This is a genomic window from Ruegeria sp. BG3, assembly GCF_056538485.1.
Genome location: NZ_JBQFTE010000004.1, coordinates 300,868 through 314,350 on the forward strand (window position 1 = coordinate 300,868; position 13,483 = coordinate 314,350).

Sequence of the window (13,483 nt, forward strand, 5' to 3'; positions counted from 1 at the left end):
TGTGTAGGTGTCTTACTTCCAGCCAACCTCGTTGAAGGTTTTTTGCGCTTCGGGCAGGTTCTTGGCGACGGCAGACAGATCAACATCGTCTGCTTTGAAATCGCCCAGTTCGGCCACGGACTCGGAAACGGCGACGCCCTTAACCGTTGGGTATTCGTCGTTGCCGGCCGAGAAATACTGCTGCGCTTGATCGCTCGCTAGGTATTCCAGGAACTTGATGGCGTTGTCCTTGTGGGGCGCATTTGCGGCTACACCTCCACCCGACAGGTTCACATGCGCGCCATTGCCGTCCTGATCCGGGAACACCCAGCCGATCACGTCACGCTCGGCCGAGACGCCATCGACGTCTTTCCGGATCGCACGGGCAAAATAGTAGGTGTTGGATACGGCAAGGTCACACTCACCCGAAACGACGCCGCGCAGCTGGTCGGTGTCACCGCCTTGAGGGTCACGCGCCATGTTGGCCACGACGCCCTCGGCCCAGGTTTTGGCGGCTTCGGATCCGGCGTTTTCGATGATCGAGGCCAGCAGGGTCTGGTTGTAGACATTGGTGCTGGAGCGGATGCACAGCTGGCCCTTGTATTTGGGGTCTGCCAGATCAGCGTAGGTTTGCGGCGGCTCGGAGACCGCGTTTTTGTTGTAGAAAATGATGCGCGCCCGTTGCGAGAAGCCGAACCACTGGTTGTCGCTGTCCTGAAGGTTCGACGGGATACGCTCTTCCAGAACCGCGCTGTCGATCGTCTGCAGTACGCCCGCGTTCTTCGCGCGCTCAAGCCGCGAGGTGTCGACGGTCAGCAGAATATCAGCAGGGGAGTTGACGCCCTCGGCTTCCATGCGCGCGATCAGCTCATCTGCCTTGCCTTCGATTCGGTTGATGGTGATGCCGGTTGCATCCTCGAAATCCGAATAGAGGCGCTCGTCGGTGTCGTAGTGGCGCGACGAATAGATGTTCAGCTCGCCTTCTGCTGCGGCAGATGTGGCGACCATGGCTGCAAGGCCAGCCGCGATACAGGTCGTGGATTTAAACATGATTGCTCCCAACGTTGAGTATTCCATCGGGGTAAACCCGAGTTAAACACTCAATTAACCTATTGGGCTTGGTTTGCAAGCAAAACCTGACAAAAATCGTACGACATAGATGGCGTCTTGGCTGGAAAGGTTTGACGAAAGCATCAAGCACAAAAAAACCGCACCCAAAGGCGCGGTTCTTTCGAAGAGATATGTGCAGTTCTTAGCCCTGGCGGGCTTTGAACTTGCGCTGCGTCTTGTTGATCACGTAGACGCGGCCTTTGCGACGCACAATACGGCAATCACGGTGCCGGTTCTTGAGCGAGCGGAGCGAGTTCTTGACCTTCATGGGTCTGTCTCCAATCTGCGGCGCCTTCATCAAAGACGTGGCCAGCGCCTGGGTTTGTCGGGTGCCCCGGCAAGCCGAAGCAGTGAATAGATGGTGGGCGGTACAAGGATCGAACTTGTGACCCCTTCGATGTCAACGAAGTGCTCTACCGCTGAGCTAACCGCCCACGTCCCTTTGCGTGTCCTGCCCCATAACGAAATGGGGCGCGGATACCCGCGCCGGTAGCGGGGTCTATAAAAGGAGTCGCAAAGGGGTTCAAGGGGTTTGGAAGAACTATTTTCCAGTCTATGTTAATCCTGAACACGGAGAGACCATGAAGAACCCTTCCTATTTTCTGGACATGCCCGAAAACCGCAGTTCATGCGTTGTTTTTTCATCGCCGCATAGTGGCCGAGACTATCCAGAGGCGTTTCTGAAGCGCTCGGTTTTGGGGTCTGATGTGATTCGATCCTCGGAAGATGCCTTTGTGGATCAGCTCTTTGCCTCGGCCTCGGATTTTGGGGCGCCGTTGATCAAGGCGGCGATGCCACGGGCTTATCTGGACCTTAACCGCAGCGCGGATGAGCTGGACCCGGCCTTAATTCAGGGGGCCAAACGGCAAGGGCACAATCCGCGCGTGGCCTCGGGGCTGGGGGTGATTCCCCGCGTGGTGGCGAATGGGCGGGCGATTTATCGTGGCAAACTAACCATGGATGAGGCGCGCCTGCGCATCGACACCTATTGGCGCCCCTATCACAGCCGCCTCAAGGCTTTGCTGGCGGAGTCACACACGAAATTCGGGCAGGCGATTCTGGTCGATTGCCATTCGATGCCACATGAGGCGGTGGCCATGGCCAGCACCGCGCGCAACACACGCCCCGAGATCGTGCTGGGCGATCGTTTCGGTGCATCGGCATCAACCGAGATCGTGGACCGAATTGAGGCTGCCTTTTCCTCGGCGGGATTGGTCGTCGCGCGGAACGCGCCCTTTGCCGGGGCCTATGTGACCCAAACCTACGGCCGCCCCGGTCGTCAGCAACACGCGATTCAGGTTGAGATCGACCGCTCAATCTACATGAACGAAGACACGATCTCGCCCAATGCCAATTTCATGGCGTTCTCCAAGATACTGCGGCAAGTGATCGCCGAGGTTGCCGAGATCGGTTCCGAGCCGCAGCGGCTAGCGGCGGAATAGGCGTCACCGCAGCGCGCGGCCTTTCACGATTGCATCACTTCCGAACCGTTTGCGAATCTCATCCGTGGCGCGCTCAGCCTGCGACCTGCGCGTCGCATTGGGGTCCAGCAAGTCGCCCGAGATATCTGCCTGCTCCGCCGGGCACAGATCGGACAACCCGCATCCCAACAGGCGATAGGGACCCTGATCTCCCACCTGATCGAATAGCCCGCGCGCGGTTCTGTAGATGCGATCCGCGATCTGAGTCGCATCGCGCAGCGACACGCGGCGCGTGATGATCTTGTGATTGGCCTTTTTCAGCTTCAGCGTCACCACCCGGCCTGCCAGATCCTTGGCCTTGGCCCGGTCCGAGACCTTCAGTGCCATGCGCCACAGATGCCCATCCAGAATCTCTAGGTTTGAGGTGTCTTCGAAAAACGTGGTTTCGTTGCTGATCGACTTCATCGGTTCATGGGTCGAGACCCGGCGCTTGTCCTGGCCGCGTGCCAGATGCCACAGACGATACCCCATCGACCCGAACCGGGCCGTCAGCGCCTCCTGATCCCAGCGCAGCAAGTCTGAGAAGGTTCGGATCCCTGCGCGCTCCAGCGATTCCTGCGCTGCCGGGCCGATGCCCCAGATCAGCCTGACGGGTTTGTCGTGCAGGAAGTCAGCCGTCTCTGCTTTCCCGATCACGGAAAACCCCCGTGGCTTGTCGAGGTCCGAGGCGACCTTGGCCAGAAACTTGTTGTGGCTTAACCCGATGGAGCCAGTCAGCCCCAGCTCATCCTTCATGCGCTTGACCAGACGCGCCAGCATCACCGCTGGCGGCGCGCCATGCAGACGTTCGGTGCCGGAAAGATCAAGGAAAGCCTCGTCCAGCGACAAGGGTTCGACCTTGGGTGTCAGTTCATCCATCATCGCACGGATCTGACGGGATACCTCGGCGTAGACTGACATGCGCGGTTTGATCACCACGGCGTCCGGACACAGTTGCAGCGCTTTGAACATCGGCATGGCCGAGCGCACCCCTCGGATACGCGCCACGTAACAAGCGGTTGAGACGACCCCGCGTCTCCCACCGCCCACAATCACTGCCTTGTCTGCCAATTCAGGATTGTCGCGCTTTTCAACCGAGGCATAGAACGCATCACAATCCATATGCGCAATCGACAGGTCAAACAGCTCGGGGTGCGATTTCAGTCGCGGGCTACCACAGGACGGGCAGCGCGGCGCGTCCGGGAAACTGGTCAGGCATTCGCGGCAGATCGTGGGCATGGCTACTTTTCCCGACCCGAAAAGGGTGGCTCCGGGGGTTCGAAGCTATAGTGTCTATCGGCTTTCGTGAGAACGCAACAGAGGCTTCGACAGTCTTCAGGAATCTGGCGGTTTGAGCAGAGAGTTGGACTGTCAAGAAAACCCCCCGCTTGGGGCGGGGGGAAGGTAACGAACCACAGGAAGAGGTAGTTCGTTGGGGAGTAACTCCGCCCCAGAATCGCTCAAAACGCTATATTTAGATAGGTGGCCGCGTTATTCCCTAAAACTTGTGCCGGGTTTGTGTGTTTTCGGGCACAGGGGGAAATCAGGGGAAAATTCCCGCTGTTGACCTAAGGTAAAGAAATCACTGCTGTTTCGGACGTCTGAGACGCTGAATCCCCGTCCGCGATCAGTGGCGTGTCAATGATTTTAACTCGGCCAGAACGGCCTCGGCTGCGGCTTTCGGGTCCTCCGCCTGATAGATAGGACGCCCGACAACAATATGATCCGCCCCATCTCCGATCGCACTGGCCGGCGTTGCGACGCGTTTTTGATCGCCCAGAGCAGCCCCGGCAGGGCGCACGCCCGGTGTCACGATCAACCGGCCCTCGGCCTGGGGCAGGGCGCGGATCAGCGCGGCCTCTTGTGGGCTGGCGATCACGCCATCGGCCCCGGCCTCCAGCGCTTTGGCCGCGCGCTCAACCACCAGATCCTGCACGTCGCCTGCCTTCAACAGGCTGGCATCCAAATCATCGCGGTTGAGCGAGGTCAGGATGGTGACTGCAAGGATTTTCAGGTCCTTGCCGGATGCGCCTTCTTTTGCCGCTCGCACCACGTGCGGGTCGCCATGGACGGTCAGGAAATCCAGATCGAACTGCGCCAGACCACGCACAGCGTTTTCTACCGTGTTGCCAATGTCGAACAGCTTCATGTCCAAAAAGATGCGCTTGCCATGGTCCTGTTTCAGCTCATTGGCCAGAGCCAGACCACCGCCCGTCAGCATTCCCAGCCCGATCTTGTAGAACGACACCGCATCACCCAACCGTTCGGCCATCGCCAAACCTTGCAGAGCGTTAGGAACGTCAAGGGCTACGATCAGGCGGTCATCGGACATGTTGGGTCTCCTTGCTGGCAAACGACTGCCTCCTAGCGGGTTCGGGCGCAACTGTCCATGCAGGTCCGTCCAATCGAAAGAGGATGATCTGTGTTACAGTGGCTCAAATCGACCAATAGCTCATATGAAGGGACAGAAGATGAGAAAGCTTGCCTTGCTCGGAGTTGCGCTGATGATGGGTGCCTGCGATGAACCCGCCTCAGGCACATCTGACACAGGCGCGGCGCCCGCGCCGACCAATGACAACCTTCCTCTGGTCCGGGGCTACCGATCTGAGGATGATTGGTGCCAGCTTACAGGTGAGAGCGCCTTTACCGTCGAATTTCTGGATCACACCGCCGATCTTGTCTCGTGCCCGACCGGCAGCAGCGCTGAAAAATCCTTGGTCGAGACATATACGCTAGAGCCGGTGGCGCAAACCGGCGGCTATTCGGTATACTCCATTCCGCGTGGCTGACGGCGTCTGCCCACCCATGCTGCATTCGCCGCAATCAGGGCGATTCCGGACAGTTCCAGAAGCCAGTTCGTTCGGATCGACATGATCTCGGCACCCAGAAAGGCATCGAAGTTGTGAAACCCGGCGGCGCGGATCAGCACAAAGCAGATCAGGGTGACAAAGCCGATCAGGGCGATGCCGACCTCTCGCAAGTGTTTGCGTAGGAACCAAAGACTGACAAGCGAGATCCAGATGCCGCTGAACACGACCACAATGATAAAGCCGATCTGGACAGACTTGCGATCCTCGTACCAGCCTTGCATCTGCGACAGACAGCGGGCGCTGGCCGTAAGCGCGGACTGCAGATCCAGCTGTTTATTAACCATCAGCGCAAACAGCAGCAGCGCGAGGATCAGCCAGAACCACCGGACGTGGGAATTGCGCCTTGCGCGCAGGCACAGGAACGCGGCAATACCGTATGCGGCAACCGTGAGCCAACCGATCACGCTTGGGTCGCCAATAGTGGGCGACCATTGTTCTGCAATGCAGCTGCGCAACGCAGTGGCTGAGATCATAGAGGCGCGCTCCTAAGACGGTTTTTTTCGCAATTGACCGAGATCATTCAGGTTCCCAGCATGCATCATGTTATTCTGCCAAGACAATCTTGAATACACGCCGACATTACCCAAATTGAATGTGAGGCCTCAATCGACGCGTGCCGCCAAGCGGGCGCATCAAAACGGGGCGCTTGAGAGAAGGAGAATGTTATGGACTTGAACAAGTTCACCGAGCGGGCACGGGGATTCGTGCAGGCCGCGCAGACCATTGCGATGCGCGAGGGGCACCAGAGGCTGGAGCCTACGCATATACTTAAGGCGTTGATGGACGATGATCAGGGGCTGGCGAGCAACCTGATCACCCGCGCGGGCGGAGCGCCGAACCGCGTGGTTGAGGCGTTGGATGCCGCGATGGGGAAAATCCCGAAGGTCAGCGGTGACGCGAGCCAGATTTACATGGATGGCCAGACCGCAAAGGTTCTGGACGAGGCCGAGAAGATTGCCACCAAGGCGGGCGATAGCTTTGTGCCCGTGGAACGGGTGCTGATGGCGCTCTGCATGGTCAAATCCAAAGCCAAGGACGCTTTGGAAGCCGGGGCCGTTTCTGCTCAGAAACTGAACGAAGCCATCAATGATATCCGTAAGGGTCGCACCGCGGACACCGCGTCGGCGGAAGAGGGCTATGACGCGCTCAAGAAATATGCGCGCGATCTGACTGAGGCGGCGGCCGAGGGTAAGATCGATCCGATCATCGGGCGGGATGAGGAAATCCGCCGCTCGATGCAGGTTCTGTCGCGCCGGACCAAGAACAACCCGGTTCTGATCGGGGAACCCGGCGTTGGTAAAACCGCGATCGCCGAGGGCATGGCCCTGCGCATCATCAACGGGGATGTGCCGGAATCGCTGAAGGATAAAAAGTTGCTGGCGCTCGACATGGGTGCGCTGATTGCTGGTGCGAAATATCGTGGTGAATTCGAAGAACGCCTCAAGGCGGTTCTGACCGAGGTCACCGAGGCCGCTGGTGAGATCATCCTGTTCATCGACGAGATGCATACGCTGGTCGGCGCCGGCAAATCCGACGGCGCGATGGACGCCGCCAACCTGATCAAGCCTGCGCTTGCCCGGGGTGAGCTGCATTGTATCGGCGCGACCACGTTGGATGAGTATCGCAAGTACGTGGAAAAAGACGCGGCCCTTGCCCGTCGTTTCCAGCCTGTGATGGTCACCGAGCCGACCGTCGAGGACACGATCAGTATCCTGCGCGGCATCAAGGAGAAGTACGAGTTGCACCATGGCGTGCGCATCTCGGACTCGGCGCTGGTTTCGGCGGCGACCCTGTCGCATCGCTATATCACTGACCGGTTCCTGCCCGACAAAGCCATCGACCTCGTTGATGAGGCGGCATCGCGGTTGCGGATGGAGGTGGATTCCAAGCCCGAGGAACTCGATCAGCTGGATCGCCAGATCCTGCAGATGCAGATCGAGGAAGAAGCGCTGAAGCTTGAGGATGATGCGGCTTCGAAGGATCGTCTGGATACCTTGCAAAAGGATCTGGCTGATCTGCAGGAGCAATCCGCCGAGATGACCGCCCAGTGGCAGGCCGAACGTGACAAGCTCGCGGGTGCGCGTGATCTGAAAGAACAGCTCGACAAAGCGCGGGCGGATCTGGAGATTGCTAAGCGTGAAGGCAATCTGGCAAAGGCGGGTGAGCTGTCCTACGGCATCATCCCCGAGCTTGAGAAACAGTTGACCGAGGCCGAAAACGCCGAAAGCAACGCCATGATGGCCGAGGAGACCGTGCGTCCGGAACAGATCGCATCCGTGGTCGAACGCTGGACCGGTATCCCGACAGCCAAGATGCTGGAAGGGGAACGCGAGAAGCTGCTGCGGATGGAAGATGATCTCCATTCCCGCGTGATCGGTCAGGATGCAGCCGTCACCGCCGTGTCCAATGCCGTGCGCCGTGCGCGCGCGGGCCTGAACGATGAAAACCGCCCGCTGGGCTCGTTCCTATTCCTCGGGCCCACAGGCGTGGGTAAGACCGAACTGACCAAGGCCGTGGCGAATTTCCTGTTCGACGACGACAATGCGATGGTGCGCATCGACATGTCCGAGTTCATGGAGAAACACGCGGTCGCCCGTCTGATCGGTGCCCCTCCGGGCTATGTGGGCTACGACGAAGGCGGTGTGCTGACCGAAGCCGTGCGGCGCCGGCCCTATCAGGTCGTGCTGTTCGACGAGGTCGAAAAGGCGCACCCGGATGTGTTCAACGTGCTGTTGCAGGTTCTGGATGATGGCGTGCTGACCGATGGTCAGGGTCGCACCGTGGACTTCAAGCAGACGCTGATCATCCTGACGTCGAACCTCGGCTCTCAGGCACTAAGCCAACTGCCCGAAGGCGCAGACAGCGCACAGGCGCGGCGCGACGTGATGGATGCGGTCCGGGCACATTTCCGGCCTGAATTCCTGAATCGTCTGGATGAGACCATCATCTTTGATCGGCTCAAGCGGGCCGATATGGATGGCATCGTCGATATCCAGATGGCACGTTTGCAAAAGCGTCTGGCGGCTCGCAAGATCGAGCTGGTTCTGGATGAGGGCGCGAAACAGTGGCTTGCCGACGAAGGCTATGACCCGGTCTTCGGTGCGCGCCCGCTGAAGCGTGTGATCCAGCGCGCGTTGCAGAACCCCTTGGCCGAAGCGCTGCTGGCCGGTGAGATCAAGGATGGCGAAACCGTCCCCGTCACCGCTGGCGCTGAGGGCTTGATCATTGGCGACCGGCTGGGCACCTCAGACCGCCCCCGCCCGAATGATGCCGTGGTGCATTGATCAGAGCTAAATCAACACAAAGACCCGCGGCGATAGCGGGTCTTTCTTTGCCTCTTTTGTCTTAGATGAACGCCAAATGCTCAACCTCGTTTGGGGCTCTAAGCCTCTTTCGCGCTCCCATCAAATCGAGGGTGACCGAGGTGGCGGTAAGGTCAGGCCAGCGTTGTAGCTTTGCTCCAGCAGCGCTTCACGACGTTCTTTTGACCCTGTTGATCCATAGAGCATCTCCAGCTTGCGTGGCGAAAACCCGAAATACCCGAATGTGCCCTTTGTCCAGAGTGTCTCTATAGCATTCAGATACCCGGCGTCCCTCATTTCGTCTGATCGTGCACCGGCGGGTATCAGCAAGACCCCGGATCTAGGTCGTTGCAGCGACTTTTCGCGATCGTCCAATTGATCATATGCCCAACCCCACGACCAGACGCGATCAACCCAACCTTTCATCATTGACGGCATCCCCCACCAGAACAGTGGGAAAGTCAGGCAGATCGCGTCTGCGCGAGAGATCCGTTCCTGTTCTGATTGAATGTCAGCGAGTGGCACTGACGTAGACTCCCTTTCAATGTCCGCCATGGACCAACGCGGATCGAAGCCTTCGGCATGCAAATCAGCTTTTTCAGTTGTGTGACCGGCAGAAGTGGCACCATCCACGAACATCTGCGCTGCTGCGGCGGTAAATGAGTTGGGGTTTGGATGATCGAGGACGGTCAAGACGTGCATGAACGGGACTTTCTGAGGCAATCTTGTTTTTTCGAAACACGGTGAGGCCTCAAGCTAGCTTTAGGTCAAGTGCAAAGTCTTACGGCTGCTCGGATCAAGAAAGGCTCACCGGCAAGGTGAGCCTCGGATTTGCTTTTTTCCGTTCTCAGACCAAGGCGAAAATCCGGGCGGGACCACCAGTGCCGCCTTTGTGTTTGGGCGCTCCGATCACCAGGGTGGCCCCGGCGGCTGGGACGCGGTCGAGATTGGCCAGACACTCGATCCCGAACCGGCCGGAGGGCAGCCAGGCGTAGTGGGTGGCGAAATCGGCGGACATGCCGTGATCCAGCGACAGCGTGTCGACCGCCATGGATCGCGCGCCGGTTTCCTCCATCAGCATCTGGGCTGCCTCGACGTGGAAGCCGGGATAGTGCTGCGCTTCTCCGTCGAAATTGCGAAACTCGTCGGTCGCCGTTTTTCCACCCCAGCCGGAATGCATGGCGACACAGGCGCCGTCGGGGATGTCTCCGTTCGCCGCGATCCACGCCTTGAGGTCATCGGGCGTCACGCGAGTATCGGCGTCTTCGGCGGCACGGGCGGCGATATCCACGACGCAGAGCGGCGCAACCAGATCGGTTACCGGGATCTCATCGACTGAGGTTCCGTCGGCCGAGAAATGCAGGGGCGCATCGATATGGGTGCCGGTATGTTCGTTGATCGACAGGTTGAACAGGTTGAACCCGTGATCCGCAAAGTTGAACGCCTGTTCGGCGGAGACGCCGGGTTCTCCTCCCCATGTCGGAAACTCGGGGCTGAGGGTGTGAGTCATGTCCTCGACCCCGCCATGGCCTGCAGCCAATGCCGCAGGAGCACTCGTGCCCGTTGCGGCAGCGGCCACGCCAGTGGCTGCGGCGGCTTTGAAGAAGCTTCGCCGGGACAGCATCTTGTCTTTGACGGCATTCATTACGCAGATATCACACATTCGGTATCCTCCCTTATGGGTGGCAGGGTCGGGCGACCGGTGTCGCGGACCGTACCACCTGTCAGGCAGAGTGCCGCGCTGACCCCTTCTGTGTAAAGGGTGCAATCTGTTAAGACGCGCTGGGCGTCCTAGCGGAACTCACGGCTTTTGCGCAGGGCACGCAGCTCTTCCGAACTCATTTTGGGGCCTGAGCTGGTCGTGGGCTGCGGTGCAGGTTGAATCAATGTCTCAGTGCTTGGGTTCTCGCGCGCGGCATCACCGCTGAGGCGCAGATAGGCCAGAACCCCGCCGGCGCATTGGTAGCTGAAGGCCCAGCTAGCCAAAAGGACATAGGCCACGACTGTTGCGATCATCGGCGCAGTGACTGAAAACGGGGCCGCTCCGGTCGTCATCTCGCCGATCAATTGAACTTCGTCGACCAGAGCACTCGGACCGTAGAATGCGGTAAGCGCGACGATAAACAGCGCAAAGAAAAAGACAGCACCAACAAAGCTGATCGCCACCACGGCGAAAAGCTGCAGAAAGAAAGCACCGAAATGGTTGAAAGGGGTATAAGGGCGGCCATTGGGGTCCCGCCCGATCGAGGCCGCCGCAATCGGCACCAGAAACCCGGCCCTTAGCGCGCAGATCGCTGCAAAGAGCAGGATCACAACACCCGAGAACATCATGATATGCACGGGCGATATGGTCGCGAAGAACGCGGCCGGGTCCTCGGGAACGCCGCCCCCTACGCTGACGGCACCGATGGAGAGCGCGGCGATCAGCGCGGCGGCCACACTGATCCCAATGGCTTCGACGGCGCCGTAGATAACCGCTGGAAAGACAAACTTGCGGTAACTGTTACTCGGAGAAACCTCGCAGGCTTGCAGGCCCAAACGGCTGCCGACCAGCATCGGGATGACGCCTGAGGATGCGCCTACAAAAAACGAAATCAAAACCGACAGTCCCGGAATGAGCAGCCCGATCAGCGCGCTCAGTATACCGCCTATCAACCCGTAGACGACAAGCGCGACCAGCAGGACGGGAAAGACAATAATATAGCGCCACAAAACGGACAGCGAAAAAGGAAAGGCCTGAAATACGAGCACGGGACCAACTCTGATCAACTATTAGATGATTCCCGCATACTTGATTGAGACTGCTAGAACCAGCCGCCAAAAATGCCTTAGTCGCGGGCTGACGCAGTTGCGTTACAGTCAGTTCGCTCAATCGTGACGCCTGTTTCCTTGGCTCTGTGCTATCAGCGGACTACCTCACCCTGAGGCGGATTCAATACGGAGACCCAAATGGCGCATCGCTGGACCAACACTTTGACACATGCCGACGTCACCCCAAGGGCGGCGTTTCTGAACCGGCGGCAGGTTATGTCCGGGCTGGCAGGTGTCGGGCTGACCGCGATGGCCCGCCCCGCTGCGGCGCAAGAGGCGCTGGAGCCGAACACCTGGGAAGAGATCACCAGCTACAATAACTTTTACGAGTTTGGCACTGGCAAGGACGACCCGGCTAAGTATGCCCATACCCTCGTGACCGAACCCTGGAGCATTGAGATCGACGGTCTGGTGGATCGCCCCGGAACATATGACTTCAAGGACATCATTTCCGAGATGACAGTCGAAGAACGCATCTACCGCTTCCGCTGTGTCGAGGCCTGGTCGATGGTGATTCCGTGGAACGGGTTCGAACTGGCCGACCTGTTGAATATGGCGGGTGTGCAGGAGGGCGCGAAATACGTGGCCTTTGAAACCGCCTACCGTCCGGATGAGATGCCCGGTACGCGCTTCCCGATTCTGGAATGGCCCTACCGCGAGGGTCTGCGTCTGGATGAGGCGATGCACCCGCTGACCATCATGGCGACAGGCATCTATGACCGTCCGATCCCCAACCAGAACGGCGCTCCGCTGCGGTTGGTGGTGCCGTGGAAATACGGGTTCAAGTCGATCAAGTCGATCGTGAAGATCACTCTGACCGAGGATGAGCCGCCCACTAGCTGGAACATGTCCGCACCGCGCGAGTATGGCTTCTATAGTAACGTGAACCCGAATGTGGACCATCCGCGTTGGTCGCAGGCGTCCGAGCGCCAGATCGGCGGCGGTCTGTTTGCCAAGCGTATCCCGACCCTCATGTTCAATGGCTATGAACAAGAGGTCGCCAGCCTGTATGAAGGTATGGACCTCAAGGAATACTATTGAGCCATGCAAGCAGTGAACCAGGCCATACGCAAGATCCCCGTTTGGGCGGTCTATCTGGCTGGGGCCCTTCCGGCTCCTTGGTTCCTGTATCTTGCGCTCACAGGGGGGCTCGGGGTCGAGCCGATCACAGCGCTCGAACATAGGCTGGGTGAGCTGGCCCTGCAGCTGCTCATCCTTGGGCTGGCGGTGACCCCGCTGCGCCAGCATCTTGGCTTGAACCTTATGAAGTTCCGCCGAGCGATTGGCGTGCTGGCCTTTGCCTATGTTGCGCTGCACCTGCTGGTCTGGCTGGTGCTCGACGTTCAGCTGCTTGGCCAGATTTGGGCTGATATCCTAAAGCGACCTTATATTACTGTCGGCATGGCTGGGTTCATTCTCTTGCTGCCTTTGGCCGTGACATCGAACAATTGGTCGGTGCGCAAACTTGGCCCGCGCTGGCGCAAGCTGCACAAGCTAGTCTATCCGGCCGTTCTGCTTGGCGGGATCCACTATGTGATGCTGGCCAAGGGTTTCCAGCTCGAGCCGCTTCTCTATCTCGCCGCGATCATCGGGCTGTTGCTGGCGCGTCTGCCGATACCGGGCCTGCTGACTCGTCTGAGGCAGGCCGATTCCGCGTAAGTTTTGACCGAGTCTGTGGGTAATTGTGTGGACAATGATTTACGGGCAGTGATTCCGCGTGATCGGAGGCGTGATTGGGGGTGTCCGCGCGACATTCAACTTCACTAAGATTATGTTTTTATGAGTAAAAATAGGCTTTTAGAATTTTTCTCCACTTTTTTGCTTTTTCCGCTTGCGGCTTTGTGGGGTAAACCTTAGAACCCCCTTCACCGGCGCTGCTGAGGCGCTGGGGCGCTGCGGAAGCGGCGGGGACGCTCAGGATAGACTGGGGGCATCTGAGGTTGAGTTTTAG

General features: G+C 58.9%; 13 protein-coding genes and 1 tRNA gene. 5 read left to right on the top strand and 9 right to left on the bottom strand.

Annotated features, from left to right (window positions below; translation table 11 throughout):
• Positions 1-12 precede the first annotated feature (12 nt).
• From ACR0AI_RS09030 to ACR0AI_RS09040, 3 genes are all read right to left on the bottom strand, one after another.
• Positions 13-1,029, bottom strand: coding sequence for a Fe(3+) ABC transporter substrate-binding protein (locus ACR0AI_RS09030; protein ID WP_480673321.1), 1,017 nt, complete (start codon positions 1,027-1,029; stop codon positions 13-15).
• A gap of 202 nt (positions 1,030-1,231) precedes the next feature.
• Positions 1,232-1,357, bottom strand: a complete 126-nt coding sequence (gene ykgO, locus ACR0AI_RS09035) for a type B 50S ribosomal protein L36 (protein ID WP_008755722.1) — start codon at positions 1,355-1,357, stop codon at positions 1,232-1,234.
• Between the two features lie 91 nt (positions 1,358-1,448).
• Positions 1,449-1,523, bottom strand: a tRNA-Val gene (locus ACR0AI_RS09040).
• A 147-nt stretch (positions 1,524-1,670) separates the two neighbouring features.
• Between ACR0AI_RS09040 and ACR0AI_RS09045 the strand changes: the two genes are divergently transcribed.
• Positions 1,671-2,531, top strand: a complete 861-nt coding sequence (locus ACR0AI_RS09045) for an N-formylglutamate amidohydrolase (RefSeq protein ID WP_480673323.1) — start codon at positions 1,671-1,673, stop codon at positions 2,529-2,531.
• Between the two features lie 3 nt (positions 2,532-2,534).
• Here ACR0AI_RS09045 and ACR0AI_RS09050 read toward each other — a convergent pair whose 3' ends face one another.
• Together ACR0AI_RS09050 and pyrF are read right to left on the bottom strand one after the other, a co-directional pair.
• Complete coding sequence (locus ACR0AI_RS09050; RefSeq protein WP_480673325.1) at positions 2,535-3,788, bottom strand: DNA polymerase IV; 1,254 nt, start codon at positions 3,786-3,788, stop codon at positions 2,535-2,537.
• Between the two features lie 388 nt (positions 3,789-4,176).
• Positions 4,177-4,881, bottom strand: a complete 705-nt coding sequence (gene pyrF, locus ACR0AI_RS09055; RefSeq protein WP_170485240.1) for an orotidine-5'-phosphate decarboxylase — start codon at positions 4,879-4,881, stop codon at positions 4,177-4,179.
• A gap of 139 nt (positions 4,882-5,020) precedes the next feature.
• Here pyrF and ACR0AI_RS09060 point away from each other — a divergent pair, with 139 nt between their 5' ends.
• On the top strand, positions 5,021-5,338 hold the full coding sequence (locus ACR0AI_RS09060; RefSeq protein ID WP_170641755.1) for a hypothetical protein: 318 nt from the start codon (positions 5,021-5,023) through the stop codon (positions 5,336-5,338).
• Here ACR0AI_RS09060 and ACR0AI_RS09065 read toward each other — a convergent pair.
• The gene (locus tag ACR0AI_RS09065) at positions 5,308-5,892 is read right to left on the bottom strand and encodes an isopropylmalate isomerase (protein WP_480673327.1); all 585 of its coding nucleotides are present in this window, start codon (positions 5,890-5,892) and stop codon (positions 5,308-5,310) included. The genes ACR0AI_RS09060 and ACR0AI_RS09065 overlap by 31 nt on opposite strands.
• Before the next feature lie 192 nt (positions 5,893-6,084).
• On the opposite strand from ACR0AI_RS09065, the gene clpB reads away from it, so the two are divergent.
• Complete coding sequence (gene clpB / locus ACR0AI_RS09070) at positions 6,085-8,703, top strand: ATP-dependent chaperone ClpB (RefSeq protein WP_480673329.1); 2,619 nt, start codon at positions 6,085-6,087, stop codon at positions 8,701-8,703.
• A 120-nt stretch (positions 8,704-8,823) separates the two neighbouring features.
• Here clpB and ACR0AI_RS09075 read toward each other — a convergent pair whose 3' ends face one another.
• The 3 genes from ACR0AI_RS09075 to ACR0AI_RS09085 form a co-directional block, all read right to left on the bottom strand.
• Positions 8,824-9,423: an NAD(P)H-dependent oxidoreductase gene (locus tag ACR0AI_RS09075; RefSeq protein WP_480673331.1), complete on the bottom strand. Its 600-nt coding sequence runs from the start codon at positions 9,421-9,423 to the stop codon at positions 8,824-8,826.
• Between the two features lie 145 nt (positions 9,424-9,568).
• Positions 9,569-10,384, bottom strand: coding sequence for a cyclase family protein (locus ACR0AI_RS09080; RefSeq protein ID WP_480673333.1), 816 nt, complete (start codon positions 10,382-10,384; stop codon positions 9,569-9,571).
• A gap of 128 nt (positions 10,385-10,512) precedes the next feature.
• Positions 10,513-11,472: a hypothetical protein gene (locus tag ACR0AI_RS09085; protein WP_480673335.1), complete on the bottom strand. Its 960-nt coding sequence runs from the start codon at positions 11,470-11,472 to the stop codon at positions 10,513-10,515.
• A 198-nt stretch (positions 11,473-11,670) separates the two neighbouring features.
• On the opposite strand from ACR0AI_RS09085, the gene msrP reads away from it, so the two are divergent.
• Both msrP and msrQ read left to right on the top strand, forming a co-directional pair.
• Positions 11,671-12,573 carry a protein-methionine-sulfoxide reductase catalytic subunit MsrP gene (msrP, locus tag ACR0AI_RS09090; RefSeq protein WP_170689300.1) on the top strand — a complete coding sequence of 301 codons (903 nt, stop codon included), beginning with the start codon at positions 11,671-11,673 and terminating at the stop codon, positions 12,571-12,573.
• 3 nt (positions 12,574-12,576) lie between these two features.
• Positions 12,577-13,191: a protein-methionine-sulfoxide reductase heme-binding subunit MsrQ gene (msrQ, locus tag ACR0AI_RS09095; RefSeq protein WP_480673338.1), complete on the top strand. Its 615-nt coding sequence runs from the start codon at positions 12,577-12,579 to the stop codon at positions 13,189-13,191.
• Positions 13,192-13,483: the final 292 nt, after the last annotated feature.